We start from the raw sequence: 17,625 nt of genomic DNA on the forward strand, positions 1-17,625 counted from the left end.
TGTAAGTACTCTTCGTTCATGAGACCAAAGCAAAAGAGAAGAAAAAACTGCCTTTTCTTCTCTTTTGTTCTATTTCAAACTTAAATGGTTGAAAAATTAATGATAATTAACTGAAGTAATGTTTTGCTTACTTCTTAAAGTTATCAGCAACAATAAGTTCTTTTGTTTTGTGCGACCAATCATAGAAACCTTCCCCAGACTTCACACCTTTCTTACCTGCTGCGACCATATTTATCAATAGCGGACAAGGTGCATATTTATCATTACCTAATCCATTGTAAAGAACTTCCATAATGGCCAAGCAAACATCTAAACCAATAAAATCTGCTAATTGTAAAGGTCCCATTGGATGCGCCATACCTAGTTTCATGACAGTGTCAATTTCTTCAACTCCAGCAACACCTTCGTTTAGTGTAATTATTGCTTCGTTAATCATTGGCATTAATATACGATTGGCTACAAAACCAGGATAATCATTAACCTCAACAGGTGTCTTCTTTAATGATTTTGAAGTTTCCATGATTAAGTTTGTGACTTCATCAGAAGTAGAATAACCACGTATAATTTCAACCAATTTCATTACTGGAACTGGATTCATGAAATGCATTCCAATTACTTTCTCTGGACGAGAAGTTACTGCCGCAATTTTCGTGATTGAAATGGATGAAGTGTTGGTAGCTAAAATAGCTTCAGGTTTTGCGGCTTTGTCTAATTGTTCAAAAATCTTGTATTTTAAGTCTTCGTTTTCTGTTGCCGCCTCGACAATTAAATCAGCTGTTTTAACACCTTCTTCTGTTGAAGTAAAAGTACTCAATCGACTTAAAGTTGAAGTCTTATCATCAGCACTAATTTTTTCTTTGCTTACCATGCGATCAAGATTCTTCTCAATCGTTGCCATTCCTTTATCTAGAGAATCCTGTGAGATATCAACTAATGATACTTCATATCCAAATTGAGCAAAAACATGAGCAATTCCATTTCCCATTGTTCCGGCACCTATTACTGCTACTTTTTTTATCATATCTTATTTTGATTTTTTTTCGTGCCCTAAAATTAAGGATATTGATTGAGATATGATTTGAAATCAATAAATTTTCGAGATTTGATACAATTCTAATAAATTAAAGTTGAAATACATGAGTTTTGAACTATTCACCTCATTTTTTTCAAAAAAAGCAAAGATGTTATGTTTCAAAGTGGCGAATCATGCAATTTCTCTTATTTTTATCAAAACTTTTTTATTTATTATGCATATTGTAATTATTGGTCCAGCTTATCCTTATCGTGGCGGTTTAGCAGTTTATAATGAACGACTCGCTAAAGCATTTGAAGAGGCTGGACATACAGTTGAAATTTTGACTTTTACACTACAATATCCAAAGTTTCTTTTTCCTGGTAAAAGTCAGTTTGTTGAAAAAGATCAAGCGCCAACATACGATTTATCTATTTCAAGAAAAATTAATGCAATCAATCCTTTTAATTGGCTAAAAGTTGGTCGATATATTAGAAAAAAACAGCCAGATATAGTCATTTCAAAGTTTTGGCTTCCGTTTATGGGACCTTGTTTTGGGACTATTTTACGGCAAGCAAAAAAGAATAAACATTCAAAGATTATTTCTATTTTAGATAATGTTATTCCTCATGAGTCAAGAGTAGGTGACAAGGTTTTTACTAAGTATTTTGTGCATTCAGTTGATGCCTTTGTTGCTATGTCGAAGAAGGTACATAACGATTTAGCTCAATTTGATACACAAAAACCTCGGTTGATTTCACCACATCCTATTTTCGATAATTTTGGTGCAAAAGTAGACCGAGAGACAGCTTTAACCCACCTGAAATTAGATCAAAGTTTTAAATACCTTTTGTTTTTTGGACTCATAAGAGATTATAAAGGTTTGGACTTATTGATTAAAGCATTTGCAGACCAACGATTGCGTAATCAGAATTTAAAATTAATTATAGCGGGTGAATATTACACAAATAAGGAACAATATTTATCTTTAATCAAAAATATGAGCTAACGGAAGATATTATTCACGTTGAACAATTTATTCAAGATGCAGATGTGAAATATTATTTTAATACTGCTGATGTTGTAGTTCAGCCCTATAAGACGGCTACCCAGAGTGGAGTAACGCAAATCGCTTATCATTTTAATAAACCAATGATTGTAACAGATGTTGGAGGATTAAAGGAAATGTGTCCTGATGGAAAAGTTGGCTATGTTGTACCTGTTGACGTACAAAAGTTAAGTGATGCCATTTTTAAGTTTTTCAGTGAAAATAGATCTGAAGAAATGATAGCACATTTAAAAGAAGAAAAAAAGAAATACAGTTGGGATATCCTTGTTGAGAACATATCTCAGCTTTACGATAAAACTAAAGTTTAAATGAAATATATTAGTAAAGCACCTTTTAGAATAGGTATTGCTGGAGGAGGAACAGATGTTTCACCCTATTCTGATGAATTTGGTGGAGCCGTTTTAAATGCTTCAATAGACTTACATGCCACTGTGGTAATTGTTCCACGAACAGATGACAAAGTCATTATTAATGCGATCAATAATGGTGTTAAACATACTTTTGAGGCACAGGAAGTATTAGGAGAGCATCCGGAACTAAAATTGCAAATTGGGGTTTACAATCGTATAATTAAAGATTTTGTTAAAAAGCCGCTAGCTTGTGAGATTATAACAACGATGGATGTACCAACTGGTTCAGGGTTAGGGACATCATCAACACTTGTGGTTGCATGTATTGGTGCATTTGTAGAATGGCTAGGCTTGCCTTTGGGTGAGTATGATATTGCACAGCTTGCAGTTCAAATAGAACGACATGATTTGCAAATGGCAGGAGGGAAGCAGGACCAATACGCTGCTACTTTTGGAGGCATGAATTTTATGGAGTTCTATGAGCAAAATCGGGTAATTGTAAATCCCCTAAGAATAAAATCGGAGGTTTTGCGTGACTTAGAGTTTCATTTATTGTTGTTTTATACGGAAACACAACGCGAATCCTCAAAAATTATAGACTTACAACGTTCTAACTTTGAAAAAAAGGGTTCTGATGCGATTCAGGCTTCCCATAAATTGAAAGAACAGGCCTATAAAATGAAAGAAGCAATTTTGAAAGGGAATTTATCACAAATTGAGGTTCCGTTGCAAGAGAGTTGGGAAAATAAAAAGAAGTTAGCAAGCGGGATTTCAAATGCGGCTATCAATACGATTTATGATACGGCAATTTCTGCAGGTGCAACTGGAGGTAAAATATCTGGTGCAGGTGGAGGCGGTTTTATGATTTTCTACTGTCCGAGCAATAGTCGTTTTGATGTAATAAAAGCACTTGCTGAGAAAGGAGTAAAATGGCAAAGATATAGATTTCAAAATAATGGATTAGAAACATGGACAAGTCAACAATAATAAAAGAAAACCTCAAAGCTTCGATTGAAGTTAAACAAGCATTATTAACTGATAAAGATATCATTAATAGAATAGAGGATTTAGCAGAACGAATTATCAAAGTTTATCAAGATGATGGAAAGGTGCTTTTTTGTGGGAATGGAGGATCTGCGGCAGACGCACAACATTTAGCCGCAGAATTGTCAGGACGTTATTATTACGATAGACCACCATTATTTGCAGAGGCATTGCATGTGAATACATCTTATTTAACAGCGGTTGCCAATGATTACTCTTATGATGTTATTTATGAACGTCTCATAAAAGGAATGGGTAGAAAAGGTGATGTCTTAATTGGGCTCTCCACATCTGGAAATTCTAAGAATGTGGTTAATGCATTGATAGAAGCAAAAAAAATAGGTATGCTAACAGTTGGATTTACAGGTAAGAATGGCGGAGTGATGAAAGAATATTGTGATATCTTAATTGAAATTCCATCAGAAAACACACCTAGAATTCAAGAATGTCACATGCTTATTGGGCACTCAATATGTGAGATTGTAGAACAAGGAATGTTTCCCCAACAAAAGAAAGGTTAATTATGGAGGCGATAATTCTAGCAGGTGGATTAGGCACCCGATTACAGCATATTTCAAAACATACCCCGAAGTCAATGGCGTTGATCAAAGGTCGTCCATTTTTAGCGTATCAATTAGATGCTTTAATTGCACAAGGTGTAAACCGCTTTATTCTTTCAATTGGTTATAAATCTGAACAAATTCGAGCTTATTTTAAAAATGAATACCGCAAATGTGAAATCATTTATGCTGTTGAAGAAGAATTGCTAGGGACAGGAGGTGCTATTATAAATGCAATGCAATTAAGTACATCACAGCATGTTGTTGTAGCAAATGGTGATTCTTTGGTGGTTAATAATCTAAAAGAACAATATGCCTTTCATATAAAAAATAGTGCTAATGTTACTTTAGCGCTTAAAGAAATGAAAAACTTTGAACGGTATGGAACGGTTGATTTAGATGAATTCAATCAAATTTTACATTTTAATGAAAAAAAACCAGTAAAGGAAGGTCTTATTAATGTAGGTGTCTATATTTTTGATAAAGAAAAAATATTAGATCAAACTTGGCCTAAGAAATTCTCTATTGAACGTGATTTTTTCGAGGATAAAGTATCCGAATTTAAACTATATGGTTGGGAAACAACCGGATATTTCTTGGATATTGGAATACCCATTGACTTTGAGAAAGCACAAACAGAAATAGGTACTTTTATGCACATTGATTCCTCTTGGACATTGTTTTTAGATCGAGATGGGGTGATTAATAAAAAAAGAGATAATGATTACGTGAAATGCTTGGATGAATTAATCCTCTTTCCTTCAGCACTTGAAGCAATTGCAGATTTAACTCCGCTCTTCGATAAGATCGTTATTGTTACCAATCAGCAAGGAATAGGAAAAGGATTAATGACAGAAACAGATTTAAAGTCTGTACATGAGGAGGTACTAAAAGAGGTGGAACGTTATGGAGGCCATATCGACAAAATATATTTTGCTCCACAACTCGCCAAAGAACAAAGCAAAATGCGAAAACCGGAGATTGGAATGGCAATACAAGCTAAAAAAGACTTTCCTTCCATTGAATTTGATAAATCGATTATGGTTGGAGACTCAATTAGCGATATGCAGTTTGGAGATAAAGCTGGAATGACCAATGTTTACATTCACCCTGTTAAACATGATGAATATTATACTGTTGACTCTTTAGCGACTTTTTCCAAAACAATTTCATCGTTAAAACAAAATTAATAGAGACTATAAAACTGAACTTTACTGCGATAATAATTTCGTAAAAAAAGAAGATAAACCCCGCTACGTATAGATTTTAGTCAACTATCTAAACGTAACGCGGTTTTTATATTTAATCCTTAGCTTAGGATATTACTTTCTTTACCAAAGCGTTTATATGAAAAAATCACCGAAATAGCAGCAGCAATTAACATGATTGCATAACTTATGATTAATAAAACTGGATCTATCGTTCCTGCAACAATTTCTTTAGTGGCTAAAACGATATTTACAATAGGAATTAAAGCGGTGGTATAGTCTAATTCAATATTAGGCAACATGCCTACAAAGGCAGGTAACAAAACAATGAAATTTACAGGAGTAAGTACACTTTGAGCCTCTTTAAATGATTTGGCGTAAATGGTTGCTGGGATCATTATTCCTGCAAAGAAAATGGTCAAGGGAATTAATAAAGCCAATAAACCTAAAATAAATTGAGGAGTTAGAATTCCATCAATTACATTGCTGAGTCCTGGTAAATCAACAAGAGAAAATAATCGTAATCCTGCAAACATTCCAAGAAGGGCAAATGCTGCTGCGGCAATACCCGACAATGAGATTACCATCATTTTTCCGATAAGAATTTTCCATCGTGGAACTGGTGTTGTTAAAAGCGTTTCTAAGGTTTTTCTTTCTTTTTCACCTGTAAATAAGTCAATCGCTGGATACATACAACCAATGAAACCAAATATAACAAACAAATAAGGTAAGAATCCACCGGCGACTTTACCAATTATTTCTTTCTTACTCGACATGTCTATAAATTGCTCATGAATTGGTTTGATAAGCTTTTTATCTAAAGACAACCTTTCAAATCGATCTTCGAGAAGCGTGTTCTCTATGATAGAAAGATAAGTGGTTATTCTTCCTTTATTACCCAAATTAACTCCTTTATGAAGAATAGCAACTGTAGATTGTTGATTTTGTTGTTGTTCACTATCAAAAGTAGGAGGGATGATAAACGCCAATTGAAGGGAGTCTTCGTTTATTTCTTGTCTTAATCCCAAAGTATCTTGTCTATAAAATATTTCTTTAGGTCCTAACGAATCAGGAATTGCCGATAATCGTTCAGTAAATAAATTGTCAGGTGTATTAGAAACAACTGCAATTTTGAGTACTTCTTCTTTCTGTTTGTCAGCAAAATATTTAGTGACTGTTGTCGACAATCCCAATAAAAGAGGAAAAACTAGAACAGGCACGACAATCATTGCGATTATTGTTCTGCGATCTCGCAAGGTGTCTTTTAATTCTTTTTTAAATATATCGAGTATCATGATTAATTATTTTCGTTGATGATGTGTATAAACTCAGCTGTTAAATTATCGGTTTTCATTTGATCACGAAATTCTTGCATAGTACTACTATGGATAATTTTACCTTTATGGATAATAGCTAAATCATCACATAATAAATCTACTTCACTCATAATGTGAGAGGAGAAAATAACCGTTTTTCCCTGTGTTTTACAATCGCTGATTAATTTGATGATGTTTTCGGCTGTAATAACATCCAAACCACTTGTGGGTTCATCAAAAATAACTACATCTGGATCGTGAATCATTGTTCTTGCAATAGACACTTTTTGTTTCATTCCTGTACTCAACCTGCCAATACGCTTGTCTTGAAAATCATGCATTCCTAGCAGCGTATATAAATGTTCTTTTCTTTGTTTGAAATCTTCATCTTTAACTCCATAGAGTTTTGCAAAATAGGCAATGATTTCATTTGCTGTTAAACGTTCATACAAACCTGTGGAGCCAGTTAAAAAACCAATATCCCTTTTCGCTTTATTGGTTTCTTTTTGAATATCAAAATGATTAATAACAATATTGCCTTGCGTAGGTTTTAAAATTCCAGCAAGCATTCTTAATGTGGTTGTTTTTCCTGCTCCATTCGGTCCTAATAACGAAAATATACGACCAGGCTGACAAGTAAAACTTACATCCTCAACGGCAAGCGCTACTTTGTCATTGGTATTGTTTTCTTTTTGTTGCTTTTTTGATAACTCGAATTCCTTTCGAATATTTTGAACTTGAATCATTAATAATGAATTAAAAGTGTAGTAAAAATTACGATGTAAAAATACGATTAGTAAACTGAAATACTTGTTTTTGATCTAAAAACTTGATTTTATTTACTTTTTCGCTTCAATACATCTTTTGGCTGGTTTAGTTTGTCTCTGAATTTTAATTGTAAGCCATGAAGAAAATTTCTTAAAAATTGGTCATTACATTTCCTATACTGACGTTGGGTAGGCTTTCTAAAAAATGAACTCAGCTCATGTTTACTTATCCGCATGTTGGCTAAATCAAGAATATGGATAATATCATCATCTTTTAGATTTAATGCGATTTTCAGCTTTCTAAATATGATATTATTATTCAATTGTTTTTCGGGTTGCATAGGTGGACCTTCTTTCTTTCCTCTTTTATCAATGATAAAACCATTTAAAAAGGTAGCCATTTCTACGTCTACTATTTTCACAAAGTCTTCTTCCTCTTCTTTTTTTAGCCAGTCACAAACTTCTGCTCTTGATGCAGTTATACCTCCTGCTTCAAATAAACTCATCATTTGTTCATCACTGTAGTCGAATGTATAGCGAAGTTGTCTTAATATATCGTTATTTGTCATTGTCAAATATTATTTTTCTATTGTTAAATATTTTTTTAATTTCTCAAGTGTTGCAGGACCAATACCCCGAATTTCTAATAATTCATCTAAGTGCTTAAAGGAACCGTTTGTAACTTTATAATCAATAATTGACTGCGCAGTTTTTGGACCAATTGATGGGATCATTGTTAATTCCTTCTTAGTTGCTTTATTTATATCTAAAGGAAACAAATCCTTCTTTTTTTGTGCTTCCATGGTTAAAACTTTAGTGTTTACCAAATCAGGAAACTCCCACATACCAAGTTTATTTTCTCTTGCTTTTTGTTCTGCTAATTTGAACGCGAGAATTGAATCACTTTGTTGACGCCCATATAAAGAATGTGTTGCATGACCAGAAGCAATCATTAAACGATTAATGCTATAAACAGAATCATTTTTTTTTGCTTGGATATATCCTTTATAACGACCGTAACTGTGCGTTGGTTTTTCATTGCCCGCAGTAATTTTTAATGCTGCACCTTTGATTAATGATTTTAGATAGTTTTGCGCATATTCAGCGTGAAAATAACTAGAGTCTTTATGTCCCGCCCATGTTTTAGGCATTTTTACACCTAATAATTCAACAGGGTAGTAGAGGTTTGTTGCCAATTCTAATTCAATGTTACCGTTTCTACCCATTCTGAAATTATCATACCACTTATTAGTGTCTATAGCGGGGAAACGGTGATAAGTTTCTCCTTTTGCTCTTTTTTTAACCCCCATAAAATCTTGATAAAATTGATTGGCGATCTTATTGTCATAAATCATTAAAATGTTTTCATCATTTGCGATCTCAGCGGCTGCAGAAAAATTGTATGATCCGACAATCGTTATAGCTTTATGTTTTTCAGGATAAGGAAATTGCGCATCAATGATTATGGTTTTTGCATGGAGTTTTCTAATTTCTTTTCCAGCCAAAATCATTCGGTTTCCAAAAGACATTTCAGGTTTAGCCCAAATCTGATTGTTGTTTCTGTATCTTGCATAAAAAGCAGGATCTATTACACCTTCAAGTATTATTTCACCGCGAGCCGACCGATCAATCATTGCTTGACTAATGGAAATATTAGGACTGATGGCAAAAGCAAGAAAACGAACATCGTGTTGTGCGTATTCATTGATTAAGGAGGTGATGCGCTGAGCTATACTTGGTTTGGTTTTTTCTCTGTCCATTGGACCAAAATAAACTTCCACTTTTATATCATTTACATAATGGAGGTTTTGAGATACATTTCTTTTGTCTTTGTGAAATCGAGCTTTTCTAGCATTAGGAATTTCGGTTTTACTTCCCCACATTTGTTCAAATTCTTCATGATAAGTTGCTGCAAGCCCATTGTCTTTAATTACCAATGTTGTATTGGTATTCCAAGGACCTGTGTAAGTAATATTCATAGAACCTGTCCATAAATAATCGTTTTCGGGATCTTTGTCTAATACATCAAAAACGGCAAACTTATGATGCATATTTGCACCTGAATTAGGAAGCTTTTCCTGCAAGCTTATAATACGGCCGTCGGGATGGTAAATAGTTCCACTATCATCAATGTTGTAAATACCTGCCGACCTTAAGGTATCCCACATAGGTTGCGTGAATTTTGGAGCATGATTACGGTGTATGATGTCTGTAATTACACGCACACGAACGCCTCTACGCGCAGCATTTGCCAAAGCATGACCTACACGCATGTTTTGAAGGTCGTAAGCAACCAAATCTATACTATGTTCTGCGCTATCAATACGGTCAACTAAAGGTTGAATCATATCCCATTGATCATTCGCTTGATTATTAGGTAGTGCAACACTGTAATCAGCAATAGAATTAAAATATGTTTTTATCCATTCTATACTGCTGGTGTCGTTTTTAGCAGCGAATGAAACTTGCTTCGTTACTAATAGTATAAAAATGAAAAAAAAGATTTTTTGCATAGCATTTTGATTATGCCTTTTCAAATCAGGTATCTAATTTTACTAATCGATCTCCTTTTAAAATTGGAATAACCTCCATTTGATTTGGTGTAAGACAGAATTTTATATCTTCATTCAAATTTAGCTTTTTTAATCTTCTTCTGTGCGAACTTGACTTTAAAAAACCAAAATAATTATCTTTTGCCGCTAAATAAAGGTATTTTGCAGCAACTGAAGCGTCCTCATTTGAAATGAATTTTCCTGTTTTTAATAATCCTTCAGCAATTGCTCCCCCACAAATAGAATCTTCAAGGTTAAATTTGTCTTTCCAACCAGAACAAAGGCAAAGCACATTTTTGTCTTGATCTTTAAGCCAATTAATAAGATAGTCTAAATTGGATAATGCACCAATTACGACAGTTTCTGCATCCTTTGCAATGTTAATTGCTCGTGTTCCATTTGTTGTAGAAAGCACAATGTCTTTACCCTTAATTTCAGGTTTCATATAGCTGTATGGTGAATTACCGAAATCAAAACCTGATACTATTTGACCCTGTCGTTCGGCGCCTACTAAATATCCTTTATCTTGGTAAGCTTTAGCTTCTTCAATTGTTGAAACGGGAATAAGGCTTTTAACACCGTTGTGAATAGCAGAACATATTGCTGATGTTGCGCGCAATACATCTATAACAACTACAATTTCGAAATTACCTTTATAGTAATCGTATCCTCCAGGGGTATAACAAACTTCAACTAATTTTTTCTGCATCTTGCGAAAATAGTTAAATATATATGAAAGTTAATTAGTCCGTATAATTAATTTAGTTGCGATGTAGAGAGTTTTCCATACAAAGGGATCAGAAGTGAGTTCAAAAAGCTACTTCTAGCGTTTGTTTTTGCTATTTAGAGAAAAGTCGCAAGATTATAATCAATATGAAACGACGTCCAAAATAGGATGTTTTTATAAGTTCTTAAAACATAATAATAATCTGTAAATCATCGGTGTATAGCGTGGCGCAGGTAGCTTTGGTACATGATAAATGTTGATTATTAAATATTTCATTCAATATGCATTTTTTTAGTCTAATAAATTGTAATTTAGATTTTTATGATTTTTGTTTTGACCTAACGCATATCTATCGATGAAAAAACAAGGATTTATTTTAATTTTATCGATATTTGTAGGTTAAACCATGAATTTGAACGTTTCTTGTAACTCATTGTACAGATTTGCGTTTTAAATAATAACGATGAAACAATTATTAACAGTCTTATCCTTTTTATTTTTGCTCACTCAGGCGTCTAATGCCCAAAAGGTAACTTATGAAGGTAAAATTACAGACATGGATTCTGAGAAGTCAATGTCTGGTGTAACCATTCGTGTTTTAGAAAATGGATCTGAAGTTACTAGTAGCACCACATCTTCAAATGGAAAATATAGTGTTCAATTTGAGCCAGGTAAAAAATACACCATTGTTTATGATAAACCAGGATATGTAAATAAAATCATTAAGATTGACGTAACAGAAATATTCGCAGAGGATATGCCACCTGGAGGAAAAATATTCCCTCCTGTTGATATTGATTTATTTACAGAACGAGAAGGCGCTGATTTTTCCTTTTTAGAAAATGAAGCTGTTGTGGAGTGGTTTTTTGATCGAGATCGAATGAATTTTGACAGGAAAAAGGTGAGTCGAGTCAAAAAGAAAATTTCAGATCGCTTGTTAGAAGCTGAAGAATCTGTAGGAAGAAATGAAGCAAAATACAATGCTTTAATTCAAGAAGCAGATCAACTGTTCAATGAAGAATCTTATGATGATGCATTGAATAAATACGTTGAAGCTTTGCAAGTGCCAGGAAAGGAGGCCGAAGAACATCCAAATAATCGTTTGTTAGAAATTGAAGGTATTTTACAAAAGAAAGAGGAAGAGGAGTTGGCTTATCAACAAGAAAATCAGGCGTATTTGAATGTGATAGAAGCAGCTGATAATTTTGCTGAGAATGAGGATTACGAAAAAGCACTTCAAAAATACCGCGAAGCTGCTGAAATGAAATCTGATGAACAATACCCAAAGGATAGAATACTTGACATTGAAAAGACAATCGCTAATTTAGAGAAAAAAGATGCGTATGATGATTTGATAACGCAAGCAGACAATTTCTTTAATCAGAACAGTTTACAAGCTGCAAGGGATAAATATCAAGAAGCTAATCGCTTATTACCAGACGAGAATTACCCTAAAGAACAGTTGGATGCGATTCAGGATAAATTAGATGCGCAATCAGCACAAAGACAACAAAAAGAGAACTACAACAAAGCTATAGCAGCGGCAGATAAGCTATATGATGATGAAGATTATGCGGGTGCTATTGAAAAATATGAAGAAGCTATTTCTTATGAGAGTGCTGCTACTTACCCAGTTGAACGTATTAAATTGTCAAAAACTCGATTAAAAGAGTTGGAGGATCAACAAGAAACAAAAGAAATGTTCAATCAATTGGTGGCCGATGCAGACCAAGCTGTTGGTGCTAAAAATTACGAATTAGCCATAGAAAAATATGACGAAGCATTAAACTTAATCACCGATGAAGATGTGGAAATTAAGCGTTCTAAAGCTCAAGACTTACTAGCAGCGCAAAAAGATAAAGAAAACAAGGCACAACAAATTGAAAATTTACTGGCTAGCGCAAATGCTAATCTAACGGATCAATCTTATGAAGCAGCGATTTCTGATTTTCAAGCTATCTTAGAAATCGAGCCGCAACATGCTGAAGCCATTGAGGGAAAAGCAAACGCAGAACGATTATTAGCAGAAAAACAAAATGCTTTAGCGCAAGAAAATGAGTTTAATGAGCTTGTTGAACAAGCGGATGAAAAATTTGAAAATGAAAATTGGGAAGAAGCGAAATCACTTTATATATCAGCTAAAGCTCTTATAGATGATAATGAGCACGTGAACAACCGTTTAGATGAGATTAGAACAAACATTGAAAATCAAAATGAACAAGCACGGATTGCTGAAGAAATCCAAGTTTTGCTCGATCAAGCGACTTCTTTAAAAGAAGATAATGAATGGTCTGCCGTTATTTCAAAATATGAAGAAGCCTTAGCTTTAGATAATAGTAGAAATGATGTTCAGGATTTATTAACCGCAGCGCAACAAAGTAAAAAAGACTTTGAAGCTGCTCAATCTAAGGAAGAACAATTTGCTCAATTAAAACAAGAAGGAGAAACACTTTTTGCAGCCGAAAGGTGGGAAGAAGCAAAAGAGAAATACGAAGCAGCATTAGCCATTCAAGATGATTCAGAAATTGAGGAAAGAATTTCTGCAATTGAAGCTGCATTATTGGCAGCAGAACAAGAGCGTAATCAAGAACAACTGTACAGTCAGAAAATGTCAGAAGCTGAATCTTTAGCAAATGCAGAAAGTTATGAAGATGCGCTAATGAGGTTTTATGAAGCATTGGAATTAAAACCAGATGATATTACTGCGAAGTCTCGAATTGCTGATATGGAACAAAAAATTGAACAGCTTGAGAGCCAGCAAGAGAGAGAGGAAAAGTATCAAACAGCAATGTCGTCTGGTAAGGAAGCAATGGATGAAGAAGACTATTCAGCAGCAATTAAGTTTTTTGATGATGCTTTAATTGAAAAACCAATGGATAATGAGGCTACTCGACTAAAAAATGAAGCAAAAACATTAATTCAAAATTTACAATCAGAAGAGGAGGTTTACAATAGTTTGCTAGCAGATGCTCAAGATAAATATGAAAAGGCAATTGACCAAAACAATAACATATCACAATTAAAAGAAGCGAAAAGCACCTTTGAAGAAGCTCAAGCGATGAGGCCAAAAGCGTCATTGCCACAAAGTAAAATTGTTGAGATAGATGAATTATTAAGGCAAATAGAGGAGGAGAAAGAGCAAGAAAATAATATAGCAGAAATCAATAGGAGGTATGAGGAACAATTAGATTTAGCGAGTGTCTCTGCTCAAAATAATAGGTACAACAAAGCAATTGAACATTTAGAAGAAGCAGCAAAGTTAAAACCGTCTGAGACGCTTCCAGCAGAAAAAATAGCAGAATATCAGGCCTTGATTGATCAACAATCAGCTAGAAACAGAGCAGAACAAGCTTATAAATCTTTAGTTGACCAAGCAGATTTAGCTTTTGAAAACGAATCATACGATGAAAGTATTGCCCTGTATGAAGAAGCACTTGATATAAAAGCAAACGAAGCTTATCCTTTGAAACAAATAGAAAAAGCTAAACAAGCTAAAGTAAACTTAGCGAATCGTTCTGTTAATGCAGAATATCAACGTATAATTGATCGAGCAGATGAATCATTTGCCGATGAACGTTATGAGGAAGCACTTTCACAATATGAATCGGCTTTAGAAGTAAAAGAGAATGATAGTTATGCTAAAGATCAAATCAGTGAAACACGACAAATTTTAGATAATTTGGCACAAAAGAAGGCGAAAGCAGCAAAAAACTCGGCTCAATTTGATGCTTATATTTCAGAAGCTGATGAACTTTTTGCACAAGAAAGATTTTTAGATGCTGTAAAGGTGTACGAGAAAGCTCTGAAAATTAATAAAAATGATGCGTATGCCCTTAAACAGGTTCAATTAAGTATTGAAAAAGAAGAAGAAAAAACGGCAAGAGGAAATGAAAAACGCTATCAGAAAATCTTAACTAAAGCAGATGAATATTTTGATGATGAAAATTATGACAAAGCGATCAGTTTATATGAAAGAGCGTTAAGTCTGCGCGCAACCGATCAATACCCGAAGGATCAATTATCAGCTATCCAGGCCATTAAAAACGGAAATGTAAAAACAAATAAAAGCGTAGAATATTTAGGAGAAGAGTCGAACATTTCCATTATGGAAGGAGCCGCACTATTAGAAGCTGGAGCAAAACAAAGAGAACAATTGAAACAAGAACGCGTTCAGAAGCAACTTCAAAAAAATGAAGGTTTAGCAGAAGAAAGGTCGGCATCGGATTATCAGGAGCGTGTGAAATATGAAAATGAAATTACTTCGATAAAAGACAGACGAAGTTCCGCTTTTGATGTGCGAGAACAGGATCATGTTGATTTTATAAATGAAATTGACGAACAGGAATATCAATTAGAATTAAAAAGGAACCAAGATTTAACCTTTGAGCAAGGTGCTGTGTACCGCATGAATCAAGAGTTGATATATATAGATGATGGAATGGCTGAACAAAAACGTAAAAACAGCGACAATCATTTAGCAACAATTGAAAAAATAAAAGACATTCAGATTGAAAGAGACCTTCAAAGTACAGCAGAGGCCGCACATCATAAAGTTAAAGTAAATAGTACACGCGATGAATTACTTAAGGTCGATGAAAAATATGATCAATTTACCGCAGAGCAAAATGAAATTAGAAAAGATAGAGAGGTTAAGGTTGATAACATTGAAAGAGGAAGGGAACTGAGATCGTTTGAGGAGAAAAATGATGAATACGAGCAAGTAATGCAATTACAAGACGATGCATTATTGGCAGAAATTAAAGTTGCAGAATCTCAAGAAGACAAAGCGATTATACATCAACAATTACAAGATGATATCTACGCTTTAGATGCAATGTTGCAAAGAAAAATGTCTGCCGAAACAGTGGAAGCTTATCAAGATCAGCTATTGATTGATGAGCAATTAACACGGGCAGAGATTCAGTATGCAGAAGCACAGGAAGGGAAAGATGACGCGCGTCAATTGGCTTTGGAGCAATTAAAAGATATGGATCAAAAAAGTGTTGAACAATCACATATACGTTCAGATCAACAATATGAAGAAGTTCAAGATGTTGTCCGAGAGGTAGAATCTGTTGAGCAATTAAATGAAGCACAAAAACAAAAGCAAGAATCTGATTTGTCAAGAATTAATGAAGAGGTTAAGTCTCAAGAACGTGCTATGGAACGTGCCAATGAATTAAGAGATCAAAATGAAGAGATTCAAAGACAGAACACAGTTAATGATATAGAACGCATTAAAAAACAAGAGGAAATAGCTAAAGCTCAAAAAGAAGGAAAGATCAAACAAAATCATGAGGATTTAAAAGGTTTGGAAGCGAGTTTAGACACAGATGGGCAAAGGCGTCAAGAAGAGTCACGCAATAAAAAGATTGCTACGCAAAAGATGATAGATAAACTCGAAGGCAATAAGATTAAATATTCGGCAACTATTGCAAATACCATAGGAGATCAATATCCTGAAGGTGTTTCTCAAGAAAATTATGTTCGCAAAGACGATGAAGGAATTCCTGTAAAAATTGTTACCCGAAGATTTGTAGTTAAAGACGGTAGAGGAGATATTTATATCCGAATGCAAACCAGAAGTGGTTTAACGTATAGTAAGAATGGCACACCAATTACAGAGCAAGGGTGGATAAATGGAACAGAAAATGCAAAATTGGAAAAACATTATTAATAGTCATAGTATTGGTTTTAATTATTTTGTAGGTGTAACTTTACTTGTTTTAATTTGTACCGCCTGTAAGCAATCAAATAGTGAGGTAGAAAAGCCAACAAACAAAGCAACTACTTATAAAAATACCGAAAATGTTTGGCAAACAAGCCCTAATATCATAGTGGGGAATGCCTTAGGGACTACATTTATTATTAAAACCAATGGAGATTCTTTACGTACATCACCCGAAGAAATAGATGCTTTATTTGAACGATTCAATGCGGAACTTTCTACATATATTGATTCTTCTTTGATAAGTAAATTTAATGCAAATAATACGGCTATTGATTTAAGCGGCACTGAATATTTTAAAAATTGTTTCGAAATAAGCCAAGAAATCTATAATAAAACTTCAGGTGCTTTTGATCCTACTGTTCATCCTTTAGTTGAGCTGTGGGGTTTTTTTAAACGAAATGAACATACGCCTTCACAAAGTGAAATTGATAGTGTGCTTAACTTTGTAGGACTAAAACCTAATCAATTGTACACGTACAAAGAAAACGTATTGGAAAAACAAGATTCGCGTTTTAAGCTAGTTTTTAATGCCATTGCTAAAGGTCAATCAGTTGATGTTATAGCAGATTTACTAAATAAGAAAGGACAGACTAATTATTTTATAGAAGTGGGCGGAGAAATACGTGTTAAAGGATTGAATGACCAAAAGGCCAAGTGGATAATTGGAATTGATGTACCTAAAGAATCAAACTCAGGGCAAGAGGGTGTTCAAAATAGAGCCTTAGAAAATTATATTGAAATAACAGACGTCGCCGTAGCTACTTCAGGAAACTATAGAGATTTCTATGAACTAGAAGGTAAAAAGTATAGCCATACCATAAGTCCAGTTTCTGGAAAACCAGTTAAACATAGTTTGCTTAGCGCAACTGTCATAGCACCAACAACTGCAATGGCGGATGCTTATGCCACTGCATTTATGGTAATGGGCGTAGATGCTTCTTTAGAATTTGTTAAAAATAACCCAGATTTAGGTGTGGATATTTATCTTTTATTTGATGCCGGAAACGGTAGAATTGAGAGAGCTTATAGCAGAGGAATGCTAAATTACTTGATAGACAGATAAAGAAGAATAATCTTAAATAAATTTCATTTTTCTTTATTTTTTAAAGCCAACCTGATACTTTACAGTGAATATATCTAAGCTGTCATTCATGTGAATCAACGATTAACTCCCAAAATCCTTCCATATTTGAAAATCGAGATTTCCAAACATGGAAGGATTTTGTTAGGTTAAAGAAAATATTTTTTATTGTAGCTTATTAAACTGTTGGTAAAGTTCCCGATAAGCA

The 17,625-nt window shown here is 34.0% G+C and carries 13 protein-coding genes; 7 read left to right on the forward strand and 6 right to left on the reverse strand.

Features of this window, described 5'->3' with window-relative positions; translation table 11 throughout:
• Positions 1–127: 127 nt before the first annotated feature.
• Positions 128–1,018 carry a 3-hydroxyacyl-CoA dehydrogenase family protein gene (locus CW751_RS03490; protein ID WP_101333766.1) on the reverse strand — a complete coding sequence of 297 codons (891 nt, stop codon included), beginning with the start codon at positions 1,016–1,018 and terminating at the stop codon, positions 128–130.
• A gap of 229 nt (positions 1,019–1,247) precedes the next feature.
• Here CW751_RS03490 and CW751_RS03495 point away from each other — a divergent pair, with 229 nt between their 5' ends.
• Genes CW751_RS03495 through CW751_RS03510 form a run of 5 tightly spaced genes read left to right on the forward strand, consistent with a single transcriptional unit; the run spans position 1,248 to position 5,225 of the window.
• Positions 1,248–2,021: a glycosyltransferase gene (locus tag CW751_RS03495; protein ID WP_205677776.1), complete on the forward strand. Its 774-nt coding sequence runs from the start codon at positions 1,248–1,250 to the stop codon at positions 2,019–2,021.
• Positions 2,022–2,065: 44 nt separating this feature from the next.
• Positions 2,066–2,389 carry a glycosyltransferase gene (locus CW751_RS15810; RefSeq protein ID WP_394335954.1) on the forward strand — a complete coding sequence of 108 codons (324 nt, stop codon included), beginning with the start codon at positions 2,066–2,068 and terminating at the stop codon, positions 2,387–2,389.
• Positions 2,390–3,418: a GHMP family kinase ATP-binding protein gene (locus CW751_RS03500; RefSeq protein WP_101333616.1), complete on the forward strand. Its 1,029-nt coding sequence runs from the start codon at positions 2,390–2,392 to the stop codon at positions 3,416–3,418. It abuts the gene before it with no gap.
• Positions 3,400–3,996 carry a D-sedoheptulose-7-phosphate isomerase gene (locus CW751_RS03505; protein WP_101333617.1) on the forward strand — a complete coding sequence of 199 codons (597 nt, stop codon included), beginning with the start codon at positions 3,400–3,402 and terminating at the stop codon, positions 3,994–3,996. Before CW751_RS03500 ends, CW751_RS03505 begins: the two co-directional genes overlap by 19 nt.
• 2 nt (positions 3,997–3,998) lie before the next feature.
• Positions 3,999–5,225: an HAD-IIIA family hydrolase gene (locus CW751_RS03510; protein ID WP_101333618.1), complete on the forward strand. Its 1,227-nt coding sequence runs from the start codon at positions 3,999–4,001 to the stop codon at positions 5,223–5,225.
• A 119-nt stretch (positions 5,226–5,344) separates the two neighbouring features.
• On the opposite strand, the gene CW751_RS03515 is transcribed toward CW751_RS03510, so the two are convergent.
• The 5 genes from CW751_RS03515 to CW751_RS03535 form a co-directional block, all read right to left on the reverse strand.
• A complete protein-coding gene (locus tag CW751_RS03515; RefSeq protein WP_101333619.1) occupies positions 5,345–6,538 on the reverse strand; it encodes an ABC transporter permease subunit in 1,194 nt (397 codons plus the stop codon).
• Positions 6,539–6,540: 2 nt separating this feature from the next.
• Positions 6,541–7,305 carry an ABC transporter ATP-binding protein gene (locus CW751_RS03520; protein WP_101333620.1) on the reverse strand — a complete coding sequence of 255 codons (765 nt, stop codon included), beginning with the start codon at positions 7,303–7,305 and terminating at the stop codon, positions 6,541–6,543.
• Between the two features lie 89 nt (positions 7,306–7,394).
• Positions 7,395–7,895: a YehS family protein gene (locus tag CW751_RS03525; protein WP_101333621.1), complete on the reverse strand. Its 501-nt coding sequence runs from the start codon at positions 7,893–7,895 to the stop codon at positions 7,395–7,397.
• A 9-nt stretch (positions 7,896–7,904) separates the two neighbouring features.
• Positions 7,905–9,839 carry a phospholipase D-like domain-containing protein gene (locus CW751_RS03530; RefSeq protein WP_101333622.1) on the reverse strand — a complete coding sequence of 645 codons (1,935 nt, stop codon included), beginning with the start codon at positions 9,837–9,839 and terminating at the stop codon, positions 7,905–7,907.
• 25 nt (positions 9,840–9,864) lie between these two features.
• Positions 9,865–10,587 (reverse strand): 2-phosphosulfolactate phosphatase, encoded by a 723-nt coding sequence (locus CW751_RS03535; RefSeq protein ID WP_101333623.1) that lies wholly within the window; start codon positions 10,585–10,587, stop codon positions 9,865–9,867.
• Between the two features lie 481 nt (positions 10,588–11,068).
• Here CW751_RS03535 and CW751_RS03540 point away from each other — a divergent pair, with 481 nt between their 5' ends.
• Both CW751_RS03540 and CW751_RS03545 read left to right on the forward strand, forming a co-directional pair.
• Positions 11,069–16,282: a tetratricopeptide repeat protein gene (locus CW751_RS03540; RefSeq protein WP_101333624.1), complete on the forward strand. Its 5,214-nt coding sequence runs from the start codon at positions 11,069–11,071 to the stop codon at positions 16,280–16,282.
• Positions 16,257–17,399, forward strand: a complete 1,143-nt coding sequence (locus tag CW751_RS03545; protein ID WP_165779207.1) for an FAD:protein FMN transferase — start codon at positions 16,257–16,259, stop codon at positions 17,397–17,399. The genes CW751_RS03540 and CW751_RS03545 overlap by 26 nt, the downstream gene beginning before the upstream one ends.
• Positions 17,400–17,625: the final 226 nt, after the last annotated feature.

Source organism: Brumimicrobium salinarum (assembly GCF_002844555.1).
GTDB lineage: Bacteria > Bacteroidota > Bacteroidia > Flavobacteriales_D > Crocinitomicaceae > Brumimicrobium > Brumimicrobium salinarum.

What these genes read in the sequence shown, in the direction of transcription:
- CW751_RS03495 (WP_205677776.1), top strand. Translation starts at nt 1,248, where the DNA reads ATGCATATTGTAATTATTGGTCCAGCTTATCCTTATCGTGGCGGTTTA.
- CW751_RS03500 (WP_101333616.1), top strand. Translation starts at nt 2,390, where the DNA reads ATGAAATATATTAGTAAAGCACCTTTTAGAATAGGTATTGCTGGAGGA.
- CW751_RS03505 (WP_101333617.1), top strand. Translation starts at nt 3,400, where the DNA reads ATGGACAAGTCAACAATAATAAAAGAAAACCTCAAAGCTTCGATTGAA.
- CW751_RS03510 (WP_101333618.1), top strand. Translation starts at nt 3,999, where the DNA reads ATGGAGGCGATAATTCTAGCAGGTGGATTAGGCACCCGATTACAGCAT.
- CW751_RS03515 (WP_101333619.1), bottom strand. Translation starts at nt 6,538, where the DNA reads ATGATACTCGATATATTTAAAAAAGAATTAAAAGACACCTTGCGAGAT.
- CW751_RS03520 (WP_101333620.1), bottom strand. Translation starts at nt 7,305, where the DNA reads ATGATTCAAGTTCAAAATATTCGAAAGGAATTCGAGTTATCAAAAAAG.
- CW751_RS03525 (WP_101333621.1), bottom strand. Translation starts at nt 7,895, where the DNA reads ATGACAAATAACGATATATTAAGACAACTTCGCTATACATTCGACTAC.
- CW751_RS03530 (WP_101333622.1), bottom strand. Translation starts at nt 9,839, where the DNA reads ATGCAAAAAATCTTTTTTTTCATTTTTATACTATTAGTAACGAAGCAA.
- CW751_RS03535 (WP_101333623.1), bottom strand. Translation starts at nt 10,587, where the DNA reads ATGCAGAAAAAATTAGTTGAAGTTTGTTATACCCCTGGAGGATACGAT.
- CW751_RS03540 (WP_101333624.1), top strand. Translation starts at nt 11,069, where the DNA reads ATGAAACAATTATTAACAGTCTTATCCTTTTTATTTTTGCTCACTCAG.
- CW751_RS03545 (WP_165779207.1), top strand. Translation starts at nt 16,257, where the DNA reads ATGCAAAATTGGAAAAACATTATTAATAGTCATAGTATTGGTTTTAAT.